Below are 14,363 nucleotides of genomic sequence, written 5' to 3'. Positions count from 1 at the left end.
TTATAATAAAAAATAATTATCCTAGGAGAGTATAACATTTTTTACTTTCTGCTGTACAGTCGGTTCTACCGGCATTGTCCACAAGGTTATATTTCAAGATAAGGAGAGTACGATTATGGCTTATTTTTACGAAGGAACATCCCATACCTTTAGTGAATACTTGTTGGTACCAGGTTATTCCTCTGCTGAGTGTATTCCTGACAACGTCAGCCTAAAAACACCAGTTACCAAATTTAAAAAAGGGGAAGAACCAGCGGTTACAATGAACATCCCAATGGTATCCGCAATTATGCAATCTGTTTCGGATGACAAAATGGCAATTGCCTTGGCAATTGAAGGCGGTATTTCCTTTATTTATGGCGCTCAAACCATTGAGGATCAAGCTGCAATGGTAAAACGTGTAAAAGATTATAAAGCTGGCTTTGTTGTAAGTTCTTCTAATATTCAGCCAGATAAAACATTGCAGGATATCTTGGATTTAAAAGAAAAGACAGGGCACTCCACTGTTGCGGTAACAGACGATGGTACTGCACATGGAAAACTGTTAGGGGTCGTTACTGGCAGGGATTACCGTGTGAGCCGTATGTCTTTGGATACTAAAGTGTCCGAATTTATGACGCCATTTGAAAAATTGATCTATGCTGACAAAGGCACTAGCCTAAAAGAGGCAAACAATATTATATGGGACCACAAATTAAACTCCCTCCCTATCGTTGATGAAAACCAAAAATTATTGTATTTTGTATTCCGCAAAGACTATGCTTCCCACAAAGAAAATCCACGTGAATTACTGGATGCCAAAAAACGCTATGTTGTGGGTGCCGGCGTCAATACCCGTGACTATGAAAAACGTATCCCTGCTTTGGTAGAAGCTGGTGCGGACGTTTTATGTATTGACTCCTCAGAAGGCTTCTCCGAATGGCAAAAACGCACCATTGATTTTGTGCGGGAAAAATATGGTGATACTGTTAAAATCGGTGCAGGTAACGTAGTAGACCGTGAAGGTTTCTTGTTCCTGGCGGAAGCAGGGGCAGACTTCGTTAAAGTTGGTATTGGTGGAGGCTCCATCTGTATTACCCGTGAAACCAAAGGAATTGGCCGTGGACAGGCTACTGCAGTCATTGAGGTTGCAAAAGCTCGTGATGAATATTATGAAAAAACCGGTATCTATGTGCCAATCTGTTCAGATGGCGGTATCGTATACGATTATCACATTACTTTGGCTTTGGCAATGGGTGCGGACTTCGTGATGTTGGGTCGTTACTTCTCCCGTTTTGACGAAAGCCCAACCAATAAAGTAAACATTAATGGCAACTACATGAAAGAGTATTGGGGCGAAGGTTCCAACCGTGCTAGAAACTGGCAGCGTTATGATTTAGGCGGAAAAGGTGGGCTTTCCTTTGAAGAAGGAGTGGACTGTTATGTTCCATATGCTGGTCCATTGAAGGATAATGTGAGCTTGACATTGAAAAAGGTTAGCTCTACGATGTGTAACTGCGGTGCGTTGACGATTCCAGAATTGCAGAAAAAAGCAAAATTGACACTGGTATCCTCTACCAGTATTGTAGAAGGTGGCGCGCATGACGTCCTATTAAAGGAAAAAACCGCAACTACTGTAAAATAATATTATTTTATCATAAAAAAGGATGTTACCAGCGGATTTTGCTGGTAGCATCCTTTTTTTCTACCTAAATGAAATCCCGAATTTTATGGAGGATAGGAAGAGGAAGCTTTACCTGAGCAAAGTAAATAGAACAGAAACCAATGGTTAATTGGACAGATTGCCGGTATCTAATGGAACCTGTTTATGGATAGTAGGGTGTATGATGTTCAGTGTCCATTGAGCTAAGTCAATAGCAGACCCATCCAGGATCTATGTATGCCACAATCTCAGCGGTTGTCTTGATGAATTATTTTTTGAATTTTAGGATTTCACAGATAAGATAAAAGCACACGGTTTACAATAAAACCTATTATTCCCTGTAAAAACTGTTTTTATCGTTGCGACAGTGAAAGGAATTATAAAATAAGGTAGGCGGATAAAAAATTATCGTCACTGCTTATCAAGATTCAATATTATCATGTAAATAAAAAACATCAGTTTCTCACTGATGTTTTTTCATTTAATATTCTATTACTTCAATTAATTTCCCATTTTGGTAGATTGCTCTTGGTACACGTTTGCTGATTTGACAAACCAGTTCATAACCAATGGTACCAATACTTTCCGCAACCTGATCTGCGGTTATTTCCAAATTGCCGTCTTTTCCAATTAGAGTGACAATATCCCCTTGCTTTGCGGGAATTCCTGTCACATCCAACATGAGCTGGTCCATACAGACATTGCCGATAATAGGAACTTTTTGTCCGTTTACCAATACATATCCTCGGTTCGATAATAGCCGTGGCCAGCCATCTGCATATCCAATACAGACTGTGGCGATTTTTGTTGCTTTTTTAGTGGTAAAGGTTCTAGAATATCCCACTGTAACATTCGCTTCAATTTCTTTTACCATCGAAATAACAGATTTTAGTTGCAATACTGGTTTTAATCCAGGGATTGTTACTTGGCCACTTGGGTGTAATCCATATAATACAATACCAGGGCGCGCTAAATCATAGTGGTTCCCTTGTAACATTTGGATACCTGCACTGTTTTGTATGTGGGAAACCCCTGTGTGATATCCTTTTTGCTGTAGCTGTCGTATCATTTGGTCAAAAAGCTGCTTTTGGTGTAAGGTGAAATTTCGTGGTCCCTCTTCTGTACTGTCAGCATGACATAAATGGGTAAAATAGCCCTCTATTTTTAGATGGGGGTAGTGATAAAGCCGTTCAATCTCCCCTATTTCCCAACAGGATTGGGTTGCCTGGAAACCAATTCGGGACATTCCTGTATCCAAAGCAACATGGACTCGGACTGTAATACCAGCTTTTTGTGCTGCCAGATTTAATTCTTGAGCAAACTCAGGTGAAAACACGGTTTGTATAATGTTGTATTTTACCAATTCTTCCGCTTGTTCCACAGGGGTATACCCTAAGATTAAAATATCGCCTTGAATTTGGTCATCTCGCAGTGCAGTAGCCTCATCGATATTGGAGACACTAAAAAAATGAACTCCTAACTCTTGCAAATGTCGTGCCACAGGTTCTGCACAGTGTCCATAGCCATCCGCTTTGACGGTGGCAATGATGTCAGTCTGGGGCAATAATGCTTTTATTTGATGATAATTGTGTTCCAAACAATCCAAGTTAATTTCCGTCCAGGTACGTTTTGTATAAGGCTGCATAGCCGTTCCTCCTCGGAGAAAAATTCTGTGTTATTTATGATACTACTTTTTATAAAAAAGTGCAAATGTTGAATATTCAGGCGGTTTTGCAAGAAAAATGTAATTTATTAGAAATAGAAGGAATTAAAAGGAAAATGAATGATTACATGTGGTAATATTTTATGGAAATAAACCTACTTTCAACTTTTTCAACACACTTTTCAACAAATGTGGAAAAGTCGATTTTTAAAATCAACCCATTGTATTATGGATAATTTGCTGAAAATACGGGAACTATTTTATTTACATTTCCCTTTTTTTAAAATATACAGAAAGTTTTCATCATTTTCCACAGAGTTTTCAACTAGTTAGTAAGTTGCTGGTTTTTTTCTGGATAATAATAGGAGTTGTGAATAATTTTCAACATAGAAAAGCGGTATTCTGGAAAAATAAGAAAAACAATCAAAACAAGACTTATTCTGTAAAAATAAAAGATAAAAGCGCCTGTTGCCCACAACAGACGCTAATCTCGATCACCTGTAAAAAAGGGAATCCTATGAATTGTAGGTTTATGCAACACCGCAATCGTCATAGTCTTTCCATTTATCTTCATAAGCACGTTTGCTGGATACCTTATAGAACCAGAGCGCTACGGTAGAAGCAATAGCAGCAATGCTTAACAGGATTGATATAATTGTTATTGATCTTTTATGCGCTTTTTTACGTTCAAGCTGTGTTGACATAAGACCACCTCCATTATTTATTTATATGATAATATAACTTGGGTATTCTGTCAAATGTTTTGTAGAATGTTTACAAAAGGGAAATAAAAATCATATGGGATACAAATGGAGTTTACAACAAAGAAAAAAGCAATCCCTGAGAGGTTAACGGGATTGCTCATATTTTTCTTATCTTTTAAAAAATTAGCCGTTCAGTTTTTTCATCAGCTGGGATTTTTTACGTGCAGCAACGTTTTTGTGGTAAACGCCTTTTGCAGCAGCCTGATCCATTTTTTTGATGGCAACTTTTACAACCTCAGCTTTATTGTCAGCGTTAGCAGCTACAGCAGCATCAGCAGCTTTTAAAGCGGTTTTTAACGCGGATTTTGTCATTTTGTTTTGCAGAGTTTTGGTTTTAATCACTTTAACTCTTTTTTTTGCGGATTTAATATTAGGCATGGTGACACCTCCTTAGTATTTTCTTCCACAGATCTCGAACTCATCTGATTCAGATAATTTCGCAGTAGGCACGAGACACTGACACCTACTGACAGCATTAATTATGATACCATGTTGTACAAAAAAAATCAATAGTAAAAAACATAAAATATTCCCTGTGTTTTCAAATAATCCTGTATGAATCTGCCCATACTAAAAGAAAAGCATCGAAAGGAATGAGGTTATGGGTATTCGGACAGATTTGATGATAGAACATACCGCTTTTGCAAAAGAGATTACTCCGGATGGCATTACCCGGAATGTGATTCAAAAAGGACATGTAACCGTCACCAGGATAGTGGTGGAAACAGAACAAGCTGCCCAACGGTTGGAAAAGCCCCAAGGGAGGTATCTTACGTTAGAGATGGACTCCTTAAAAGGATATTCCGGACAATTTGAACAGGAAGTAGAACTAATTGGAAAAGAAATTTCCCCTTTGTTACCCAAAGAAGGGTTGATTTTCGTAGTCGGTTTAGGTAACTCTGAAATTACTCCAGATGATATTGGGCCACATACCTGCCGTTACGTTTTGGCAACAAGGCATTTAATCAACGGGATTGCAGAACAGACGGGGCTCGACATGTTACGCCCCGTAGCGGTAGCTGCCCCTGGAGTATTGGGTCAAACAGGGATGGAAACAGTAGAAATAGTCGCCGGTATTTGCCAAAAAATCAAGCCCGCAGCTGTGGTAGTAGTAGATGCCTTAGCGGCTCGGGATATCAACCGTTTGGGTAGGACTATCCAAATTTCGGATACTGGTATTGTCCCAGGCTCAGGAGTGCAAAATCGGAGGAAAGAACTCTCTGTTCATACGTTAGGGGTACCGGTTATTGCAATTGGAGTTCCAACCGTAGTGGATATGGCAACAATTGCAAGTGATTTATTGCAAACTAATAATCAGATTCCAGACCGAGCGAAAACAATGATGGTGACACCTAGGGAAATTGACCAAATTGTAGCACAATCCTCGAAAATGCTCGCTATGGGGTTAAACTGTGCACTTCAGCCAGAATTGAGTGTATCCGAATTAATGGGATTAACAGCATAATTTTTTATTTCCATTCATATAATGTGTGGTAACCGAATGATATAATAAGGAGGAAACCACATATGGCAAGGCGGCATAAAACCATCCCCATAAAAAAAGCAGCATTGGCGGCCGGTATGGTGTTTGCGCTGCCGTTGTTGGGAAAAGGGTTTGTGATGAGTATCCCCTATGTCAGCGCTATGGCAGAACAAGCGGCGTTTGTTTCCGCAGGAATTACCCTGCCTGAAGGAACAATGTCGTTTTTTACCCAAGCAAAACAAGATAATGATGCTTCCCAGCCAACAGAACAGACAGAAGTTCAAACAGGAGGACAACAGGAGAATACTTCCCAACCGGAAACTAGTCCCTCGCCAGATTCTGTTTCTACCCCACAGGACGTTGGTATTACACAGGAAGAAATTGATACCTATAGCAACCATGACGGAACGATTGTTAGAAAACAATATACAGCGGGAAGTACTACTCAATATTTAAATATTGGGGGAAGCGCTTATATCTATAATACCACAAATGTGGATAATAACACAGTATTGCAGGCGGCTAACAGCTTACCAGACTTTAAAATAGCAGCGGATGGCTCCCCACAGGTATTAATTATGCATACCCATACGACAGAGAGTTATGACTTGGCACCAAGGGATTTTTATGATAACCGGGTCCCTTCCCGAAACCGGGATACCTCTCGGAATATGGTGAGGGTTGGGGATGAAATCGCCAAACAATTAGAGGCAGCAGGGATTGGAGTAATCCACAGTTCCGCAGAGCATGATTACCCTTCTTATAATGGAGCTTATGACCGTTCCCGGGAAACTGTCCAGACCATTTTAAAAGAAAACCCTTCGATTAAAATAGTATTGGACATCCATCGTGACGCGATTTCCACTAAGGATGGAACCCGTTATGCACCTATAGCAAACATCAATGGAAAAAACGCAGCTCAGGTCATGATTGTTTCCGGATGTGATGATGGCACAATGAATTATCCAAATTATTTAAAAAACCTTAGCTTTTCATCTTTATTACAAAAACAGATGGAAAGTGATTATCCAGGGTTAACCCGTCCCGTTGCTTTTAAATATAAATTTTATAATCAGGATTTAACAACAGGCTCCATTTTAATCGAAATGGGAGGCCATGCGAATAGTTTGAATGAAGCGGTATATTCTGGAGAACTAGTGGGAAAATCATTGGCAAAGGCTTTGTTAAGTATACAAGAATAGGATAGTATGAAACAGGAAAAAAAATATTTTTGGCAATTATTTTTTCAGGCGGCAGCAGCTACTGCTGCGGTAATCATTTTTTTTGGCTTGTTATTTGTGGTAATGAACCGCAGTCAACAAGCAATCGTGGGGATTGGTATTCAGATTTATCCTCATGCCAATGGTGTAGTAGTCGACTTATATGGCAATGGATATCTTCTGGATTTTACCCCTTGGCAGCAGTTCCAGGCATGGTGCCAGGAACACTGGATTTTGGTCCCGCGTTGGATTCGTGCAATTGGGTATCTGTTGGGGTTGAGTTAAAATTCCAACAGATATTTTTATGTTCCAAAAAAATTGTTACAAAGGAAAGATAATAGCTGAAAAAAATAAATTTTTTGCAAAAAAGTGTTGACAAAATAAAATGAATCAGTTATAATAATAAAGCTGTTTGATTTACAGCAATATACAACTTACGGGGTGTAACTCAGTTTGGTAGAGTGCTTGGTTTGGGACCAAGATGCCGCAGGTTCAAGTCCTGTCACCCCGACCACTTTTTTAAATTTAGTGTTGACAAGTTGTGTTTTATATGGTAAAATACCATACATCCTACTATGCTGGTGTAGCTCAGTTGGTAGAGCAGCTGATTTGTAATCAGCAGGTCGGGGGTTCGAGTCCGTCCACCAGCTCCATTTTTTGTAGGAGTATTTAATTGAATATGGGAGAATTCCCGAGTGGCCAAAGGGGGCAGACTGTAAATCTGTTGCTTTTCAGCTTCGGTGGTTCGAATCCACCTTCTCCCACCAGACTGAGTCTGGACGCAATTTGCGTTCGGACTCATTTCTTTTTCCGGGCAAAGTGCTCGCATTTAAAGTGTTTACCTCTTCCAAAAAGAGTCCAGATGTAATTTACATCTGGACTCTTTTTTTGATCAAGAAACTGCCGATGAAATTGGTATCTAAACCATATACCCTTTTTAGACCTGCGATCGCTTTTTCATTGTGTAGCTTGACTATAAGTAGAATCTACCGAACTATGTCTAAATTTAAGATAGAATTACACTTTAACCATATTAAATCTATAACGAATTTATTAGATTTGCTGTACTTTAACAGTTTTTCGAATTTATGGTAGCTTAGGAATCTTTATAGTCTGACAATAAAACTAAATTGATGGGTTGCTTTTAGAAAAGTAAAAGTTATTTTCAAATGGTATGGGACCTTTATCTAATTTTTCCAATTGGAGCTATCATGTGTGAAACATATAAACTTTGTTTTTGTTACAAAGAAATAAAGTTTTTTAATTGAGTATTGGTTTATTCAAAGAATTACTTTATAATAGTTTTAAGGAAAAATACTAACTAACTTTAATTTCCCAGTTTTAAGCCTTTTTGAAATGATAGTATAATTAGGTTTATTTGTTTCCTAAATCACAGTATTTATTGGATACCAATGTTAAAAAAGCTTTGCTAGATTAATACCCCATCATGTTAGTAATTTAAGTGGTAAATCCGTTGTTTCTCAAGAGGAATTATTAGTACACTTCTTCTAACATAGATAGTAAAAATAAGTAGATACAAGTTTGAAAGGTGGTTATTATGGTTTCTTATCTGGAATATGGACCTGTAATTTGTTTGGAGGGTTCTTTTAAGGGACAAATAGGGTATCTCGATGATTTTGATGAGGATAATGGTAAAATACTTGGAATAGTGTATTTTGGAAACCCATTATTATGTTCCTCTTACTTCCTTATCCCGGTTAATTATTTGTCAAATAGTATTACAATGCACGATATTATTCAATGTAAAGAAAAATTAGCGAGCCGAATATCCCGTCAAAAAGACAATAAAAATAAATCTCAATTATTACTGGAACTAGAATTTGTAAACACACTATTTTATGAGAGGCATATTACGACGCATACTTTATCAAAAAGTGGATTGAAATTATTTATTTCCCATTCATCCCAAGATAAAGGTTATGCCAATTTATTATATGCTGATTTAAAGGATGCAGGTTGTATCCCGTGGTTGGACCAATGGGATATCTTAGGCGGTCAGTCTATACCAACTGAGATTGAAAAGGGAATTGATAATAGCGATTTCTTGTTGATTTTATTATCCAAAAATTCCGTTGCATCTAGTTGGGTTAGGGCTGAATGGGAATCCTCTATTTGGGATGAAAATCAAGACAAACAGGTGCGAGTAATACCAATCTTGATTGAAGAGTGTACAATACCGAGATTTTTAAAAACAAAAAAATACATTGATTTTAGGCAAGACTATGGAAGTGCTTTCCGTGAGCTATTATATACAATTGATAAATTAAAATAAGTTTGGATCTATATTAGAACAAAATAAAGGGGCCAAAATCCTGTAAATTTAATCCTATACTAACATTAATGGAATGAAATACTTAGTCTCCTAATACGATTGATCAATAAGCCATAAGATACCTATTAAAAGAAGCAAAGCTGTGGGTATAGAAAAATTTTCAAATCTGTTTGAAGGATAGCAATCAGCAATTTTACATCGTATATCGAGCGCTTTCTGTCGTTATTTCCCAGAAAATATTTACTTGTTCTGTGACGTCGTTAGCCCTAAAACCTATCATAACTATATCGAAAACTAAATTTTAGATAAAATACCGCGTCCCTACCCTATGTGTTTACTGAAACAATATTGAAAACATCGTACCAGTTTTTTGAGTTCTCCTTTTTAAATGAAAATATACCATACAGGAACAGTTTGTAGAGATAGAGCATAGATATAATATATGATAATAGAGAGGAAAGGGGTAAAAATAATGGGGGAAATATGGGTAAAACGCCTTAGTAACCTTTTATGTGTAAAAAGCATTGTCACTTTAATTTTATCGGTGGCATTTGCCTATCTCGCTATTGTGGGTAAAGTTTCAAGCCAGGATTTTCTCACTGTTTTTTCAGTGGTAATCGCTTTTTATTTTGGAACACAAAGCCAACGATTAAACGATAAACTGGATACAGGTGAATCGAAAAAATCTTCCTTGCCAGAAGAAAAATAATAAGTAAATTTCATGGGAAGGATAGTTCGGAGAAAATCTATCTTATATAGGAATACCCCCATATTATAAATCGAAATAAAAAACCGGTAGGTGAAGTATTGCTCCATCTACCGGTTTTTATTATTTCTGATTGGAAGAGTTCTCTTGTTGTTCTTTCTTTTTCTTTTGGTCCATTTTGTGTAATTTGTAATGGAACCAAGGACACATCGCAATGATAGAACCTACCCAAGCGCATGGGCTGGCTAAACATACTGCAGAATATCCAAATTTCTTTACCAAAAAATACGAAACTAAAATTCTGGCTGTTAACTCGAATATGCCACCTGTCATAGAAGCTAGGCCGTTCCCTATCCCCTTTTGCGAATTTGTATAGATATGTACCAAACAAAGCAATGGAAAGAAAAATGAAATGGTGCTGATATACTGGAATGCATATGGAACAGATTGTTCCCCATTGGCATTGATAAACAGCTCACAAATTTGCCAACCAAATAATTGTACAATAGCAAAACAGGCAATACTGGCAACGAGTTCCCAACGGAAAATAATCCAAAACCCTTTTCTCAACCTGATAAAATTTTTGGCGCCGTAGTTTTGCCCAATATAAGTGCCAATTGTGCTTCCAAAAATGGCCATAGGGGAAACAATGATACTTTCCACTTTTGTTCCAATGGTGTAGCCACTGATTACCGCTGTACTCAAGGTATTAACACCACTTTGCAGAATAACAGAGCCTATGGAGATGCCCATACTCTGGAATCCAATTGGAACCCCTAATTTTAGAAGGTCTTTTGCGATCTGACTGTTCCATTGGAAATCTTTTTTTTCAAATACAAACCATTCGGATTTTTTTCTCATATATAAATAGAAGATAATTGACAAAACCACTTTTGAGATAACACTTGCAAAAACGATGCCAGCAACCCCAAAAGAAAATACTTTAATAAACAGGTAATCTAACCCCGAATTAAAAAACGTGTTAGCGATTAAGTAAACCAGCGATGTTGTACTATCCCCCATCGCATTCATAGCGCAAGACAATAGAGACGACAGCTGGGTAAAGATCATACTACCCAAAGAAAGACACATATAGAGATGGGCGCTGGGCATCAATTCTACCGGCGTGTTGATTGTTTCTAGCAGAGGGTATGAACAAATAATCCCCAAACCAGAAATAAAAATAACAAAAATCAACATAATATATGCTGCCATACAGATAGACTGGCGCATCTTATGTTGGTTATGCGTCCCAAAATACTTAGCAATTGTCATTGTAGTGGCGCCTACAATCCCACCGATAAACCCTGAGAATAAAAAGGTAACGGAATTTGTTGCGCCAATAGCGGCCAACTCACGCATCCCTAAAATCTGCCCTATAATAGCTGTATCAAAAACGCTCTGTAGTTGTACAAATGCGGTGCTGATAAAAATAGGGATCGCAAAGCTTATGAGTTTCCGGGACGGTATGCCGGTTGTCATATCTTTGATCATATATTTATCCTTTTCCTTTTCCTGATAAATTATAGTTTATCATTCTTATAAAAATTAGGTAGTTACCCCCTATTTTTTATAGGATTTTTTATCTCATTAACCAGAATGATAAAGTATACTTTTTATTCATTATATCATTTTTATAAAAACAAGTCAATTTAATGTAAATAATTATTATATTTGCCCTAAATTATAGTAAAAATTTTGGGATATCTGATAGAGGATTTTCTATAATCGGCAAGATTCGTCCGTTTTTATGTATAAAATCGAGTTTCTTTATATGGGGTGGTAAAAAATTATCAACCTTTTTTCTGTAAAAAAGGCGAAAAATAAAGTGAAATAATTTATAAAAACAAACAAATTTTTATCTATTTTGCACAAAAGAAAAAAAGATTACGATTTGGTAAAAACACCAATAGAAAAAAACAAATTTTTTCATAAAAAACCAGGAATATCAAAATATAGTTTCGGTTTTCCAAGTGTAAATTGATACAAATTGTGTGATTATATATATTTTATATAAATATCAACAGTATTTTAGCCTTGACAATTGCTATTTTACTGCATATAATAGCTACAAAACGGTTACAAACAGTAACAATCTGCAAAACATATATCCATAGTGATATGTTTTGTTCATTAAGGAGTTAAACACATGCAATCATTTTTACGTAAACTGAAAGAGATGTGTTCTGCTAAAACAAGAACCATTGTCATCAGTGGGGTGTGCGCTTTTGTTATGCTTTCTACACCAGTATTAACTGGTATTGCAAGTTTTAATTGCAGAGTAGAAATTTATGACAACGGACAATTCGTAAAATCGGTATTGACAAATAAGCAAACAGCAGATGAAATCCTAAGCGATTTAGGAGTAGAAACTTCTGCCAATGATGAAGTGCTATGGATGGATGTTGATAACAACCATGCAAACATCCGAATTAACAGGGCGTTTGATGTTTCTGTTACAGCGGATGGAAAAACAGTACAAGTACCTATGGTACGTGGAACTGTTCAGGATGCACTGGAGTTGGCAAATGTGGCGGTAGGTTCAACAGATACGGTGTCAGAGGATGTAAACAATGTAGTAAAAGAAGGAACATCCATTACCGTTGTCCGTGTTACCACCAATGAGGTAGCAGAACAAGTTGAGCTGCCATTTGAAACCATTTATCAAGAAACAGATGGTTTGTTAAAAGGGGTAACCCAAGAACAAACTGCAGGCTCTACTGGTACACGGGTAGATTATTATTCCTGCACTTATGAGGACGGCAACCTTGTTTCCCGTTCGGAACAGCCGGTTCGATCCGAAGTAACCGTTCAACCGGTAAATCGTGTCGTTTTAGTGGGGACAAAAACCCCAGTAGAACAAAAAAGTGTAGCAGGAAAATCTGTTATTTCTGAATTGGATACACCTGCGGGGATTAGCTTTGATGGAAATGGAATCCCTACCAATTATACAAAAGTAATTACAGGCCGTGGGGTAGCTTATACCGCTCCAGCAGGCGCCCGTACCTCAACAGGTAGAACGGTAAAACCTGGTTATGTTGCGGTAAATCCAAATGTGATCCCTTATGGGACAAAGATGTATATTGCCAGCGCAGATGGGCGTGTATATGGCTATGCGATTGCAGCTGATACTGGTGGATCCTGTATGAAAAACGAAATCTTAGTTGATTTATTTATGAACTCAGAAGGTGAATGCCGTAATTGGGGTTCTAGGACTGTAAATATTTATATTTTGCCATAACCAAAGAGTTAAAATACCGATGCAAAAGCTTTGATTGATATCAATCAAAGCTTTTTTGTTTTATCTAATATAGAAAAAATAGTATAACATAAACTTTGTCTTATAATGGATCGCTTAATAAAAGCTGGCTTACTATATTTCTTTATGGGAAGCAGGAATACTTTTGAGTTTTACTTCATATGCAATGGATATCCTCAATAAAAATATTGGTTATAACAATAAATCTGGACAGAAATCATGATTTGTGGTATACTCAAAATAAATAGAGATGTCCAGCCAGAAAGGTGGAATTGCAATGAGTGAATATAATGTGATGTTTACGATGTATATTATAGTATTACTGGTGAGCATATGTTTGGTCGTGATCCCGCAGTATGTATTAAATGGAATAGCTTATATGAAATTGGCAAAACGGAGGAATATGCCAAACCCTTGGCTTGCTTGGGTTCCATTTGCCAATTCTTACTTAATTGGCGCTGTTGCGGATAATATCAATGGGCAATATCAAAAACAAACCAATCGTCGCGTTCTTTTATTAGTACTTTCCATTATTTCTGTTGTGACAACCACAATTTCTTCCATATTTTCTGTCAATATTATCTTTGACCTTTTATACAATATTCAATGGATTGAGCAAGGTATGTATACCCCTGACCTTCCCACTTTTGGATGGATGATTATATTGATGAGTGTACTGATGATTATTGGGGTTACGGCATCTATTTGGGGAACTGTTTTGCAGTTTATGAGTTACTATACGGTATTTAAAGAGTATGCACCGGATAATAGCGGGCTTTTTATTGCTGTGAGTTTAGTAGCATATTTATTGCTCAGTATGACTTTTTTACCTGGGATCTTTATTTTAATTATCCAAAAAAATACCCCTCAATTTATTTTATTAAATACACGTAGTGCGTATCATTATGGGCCTTATGGGCAGCCACAACAGCCTTATCAGGGAGGACAGCAGCCTCCTTATGGAAATCCTCCATATCCACCACAACCACCTTACCAACAGCAACCACCACAAAACCAGAATCAAAATAACGATAATAATCCATATCAACAGTAATAAAATTTTTCTATAAAAAAGCCCAGATTTGGTTTTTTTATTTTAGTGGGAAAAATGTATTAGGGATTTTTGTAAGCATTCAAAGGGCGTAACAAACGTATAAACTGGCACTAATTTTTGTTTCATCTGTTTCTTCGTTCTATCTGCTTTTATGATGAAATTATGTGTGGATTATCGTATTTATGAATCGAATCCGTATTGGCTCCACGATCGTTCTATTGATGTTGTTTTCAGCATATTCCTTTTTGTGATGATATTTTTTTACATAACATACCCCCT

The 14,363-nt window shown here is 37.1% G+C and carries 12 protein-coding genes and 3 tRNA genes; 11 read left to right on the top strand and 4 right to left on the bottom strand.

Features of this window, described 5'->3' with window-relative positions:
• Nucleotides 1-115 precede the first annotated feature (115 nt).
• Nucleotides 116-1,624, top strand: a complete 1,509-nt coding sequence (locus tag BQ2683_RS04925) for an IMP dehydrogenase (protein WP_069987704.1) — start codon at nucleotides 116-118, stop codon at nucleotides 1,622-1,624.
• Between the two features lie 499 nt (nucleotides 1,625-2,123).
• Here BQ2683_RS04925 and alr read toward each other — a convergent pair whose 3' ends face one another.
• The 3 genes from alr to rpsT form a co-directional block, all read right to left on the bottom strand.
• Entirely contained in the window at nucleotides 2,124-3,287 is a 1,164-nt protein-coding gene (alr, locus tag BQ2683_RS04920; protein WP_069987701.1) for an alanine racemase, read from the bottom strand.
• A gap of 548 nt (nucleotides 3,288-3,835) precedes the next feature.
• Nucleotides 3,836-4,009 (bottom strand): hypothetical protein, encoded by a 174-nt coding sequence (locus BQ2683_RS13360; RefSeq protein WP_159427354.1) that lies wholly within the window; start codon nucleotides 4,007-4,009, stop codon nucleotides 3,836-3,838.
• Between the two features lie 183 nt (nucleotides 4,010-4,192).
• Nucleotides 4,193-4,447, bottom strand: a complete 255-nt coding sequence (gene rpsT / locus BQ2683_RS04915; RefSeq protein WP_069987698.1) for a 30S ribosomal protein S20 — start codon at nucleotides 4,445-4,447, stop codon at nucleotides 4,193-4,195.
• 223 nt (nucleotides 4,448-4,670) lie between these two features.
• Between rpsT and gpr the strand changes: the two genes are divergently transcribed.
• From gpr to BQ2683_RS04875, 8 genes are all read left to right on the top strand, one after another.
• On the top strand, nucleotides 4,671-5,534 hold the full coding sequence (gpr, locus tag BQ2683_RS04910; protein WP_069987697.1) for a GPR endopeptidase: 864 nt from the start codon (nucleotides 4,671-4,673) through the stop codon (nucleotides 5,532-5,534).
• A 62-nt stretch (nucleotides 5,535-5,596) separates the two neighbouring features.
• Nucleotides 5,597-6,754 (top strand): stage II sporulation protein P, encoded by a 1,158-nt coding sequence (spoIIP, locus tag BQ2683_RS04905; RefSeq protein WP_069987694.1) that lies wholly within the window; start codon nucleotides 5,597-5,599, stop codon nucleotides 6,752-6,754.
• 6 nt (nucleotides 6,755-6,760) lie between these two features.
• Complete coding sequence (locus BQ2683_RS04900) at nucleotides 6,761-7,057, top strand: hypothetical protein (RefSeq protein WP_069987692.1); 297 nt, start codon at nucleotides 6,761-6,763, stop codon at nucleotides 7,055-7,057.
• 152 nt (nucleotides 7,058-7,209) lie between these two features.
• Nucleotides 7,210-7,286 (top strand) — tRNA-Pro (locus BQ2683_RS04895).
• Nucleotides 7,287-7,349: 63 nt separating this feature from the next.
• Nucleotides 7,350-7,425, top strand: a tRNA-Thr gene (locus tag BQ2683_RS04890).
• 28 nt (nucleotides 7,426-7,453) lie between these two features.
• A tRNA-Tyr gene (locus tag BQ2683_RS04885) sits at nucleotides 7,454-7,539 on the top strand.
• Between the two features lie 791 nt (nucleotides 7,540-8,330).
• Nucleotides 8,331-9,065 (top strand): toll/interleukin-1 receptor domain-containing protein, encoded by a 735-nt coding sequence (locus BQ2683_RS04880; protein WP_069987689.1) that lies wholly within the window; start codon nucleotides 8,331-8,333, stop codon nucleotides 9,063-9,065.
• Between the two features lie 472 nt (nucleotides 9,066-9,537).
• Nucleotides 9,538-9,774 carry a hypothetical protein gene (locus BQ2683_RS04875; RefSeq protein WP_069987687.1) on the top strand — a complete coding sequence of 79 codons (237 nt, stop codon included), beginning with the start codon at nucleotides 9,538-9,540 and terminating at the stop codon, nucleotides 9,772-9,774.
• A gap of 120 nt (nucleotides 9,775-9,894) precedes the next feature.
• On the opposite strand, the gene BQ2683_RS04870 is transcribed toward BQ2683_RS04875, so the two are convergent.
• Nucleotides 9,895-11,265, bottom strand: coding sequence for an MATE family efflux transporter (locus BQ2683_RS04870; RefSeq protein WP_069987685.1), 1,371 nt, complete (start codon nucleotides 11,263-11,265; stop codon nucleotides 9,895-9,897).
• A gap of 655 nt (nucleotides 11,266-11,920) precedes the next feature.
• Between BQ2683_RS04870 and BQ2683_RS04865 the strand changes: the two genes are divergently transcribed.
• Nucleotides 11,921-13,012 (top strand): 3D domain-containing protein, encoded by a 1,092-nt coding sequence (locus BQ2683_RS04865; RefSeq protein WP_069987683.1) that lies wholly within the window; start codon nucleotides 11,921-11,923, stop codon nucleotides 13,010-13,012.
• A 295-nt stretch (nucleotides 13,013-13,307) separates the two neighbouring features.
• A complete protein-coding gene (locus BQ2683_RS04860; RefSeq protein WP_069987680.1) occupies nucleotides 13,308-14,084 on the top strand; it encodes a hypothetical protein in 777 nt (258 codons plus the stop codon).
• Nucleotides 14,085-14,363: the final 279 nt, after the last annotated feature.

The organism is Massilioclostridium coli, assembly GCF_900095865.1.
In the GTDB taxonomy this organism is placed as follows: Bacteria; Bacillota; Clostridia; order Oscillospirales; family Ruminococcaceae; genus Massilioclostridium; species Massilioclostridium facile.
Note: the sequence above shows the minus strand (reverse complement) of the source record. Positions and strands in the feature narration are given on the sequence as shown.

Bases quoted from the DNA above. Each gene is read 5' to 3' on its own strand.
- BQ2683_RS04925 (WP_069987704.1), top strand. From the start codon at position 116: ATGGCTTATTTTTACGAAGGAACATCCCATACCTTTAGTGAATACTTG.
- alr (WP_069987701.1), bottom strand. From the start codon at position 3,287: ATGCAGCCTTATACAAAACGTACCTGGACGGAAATTAACTTGGATTGT.
- BQ2683_RS13360 (WP_159427354.1), bottom strand. From the start codon at position 4,009: ATGTCAACACAGCTTGAACGTAAAAAAGCGCATAAAAGATCAATAACA.
- rpsT (WP_069987698.1), bottom strand. From the start codon at position 4,447: ATGCCTAATATTAAATCCGCAAAAAAAAGAGTTAAAGTGATTAAAACC.
- gpr (WP_069987697.1), top strand. From the start codon at position 4,671: ATGGGTATTCGGACAGATTTGATGATAGAACATACCGCTTTTGCAAAA.
- spoIIP (WP_069987694.1), top strand. From the start codon at position 5,597: ATGGCAAGGCGGCATAAAACCATCCCCATAAAAAAAGCAGCATTGGCG.
- BQ2683_RS04900 (WP_069987692.1), top strand. From the start codon at position 6,761: ATGAAACAGGAAAAAAAATATTTTTGGCAATTATTTTTTCAGGCGGCA.
- BQ2683_RS04880 (WP_069987689.1), top strand. From the start codon at position 8,331: ATGGTTTCTTATCTGGAATATGGACCTGTAATTTGTTTGGAGGGTTCT.
- BQ2683_RS04875 (WP_069987687.1), top strand. From the start codon at position 9,538: ATGGGGGAAATATGGGTAAAACGCCTTAGTAACCTTTTATGTGTAAAA.
- BQ2683_RS04870 (WP_069987685.1), bottom strand. From the start codon at position 11,265: ATGATCAAAGATATGACAACCGGCATACCGTCCCGGAAACTCATAAGC.
- BQ2683_RS04865 (WP_069987683.1), top strand. From the start codon at position 11,921: ATGCAATCATTTTTACGTAAACTGAAAGAGATGTGTTCTGCTAAAACA.
- BQ2683_RS04860 (WP_069987680.1), top strand. From the start codon at position 13,308: ATGAGTGAATATAATGTGATGTTTACGATGTATATTATAGTATTACTG.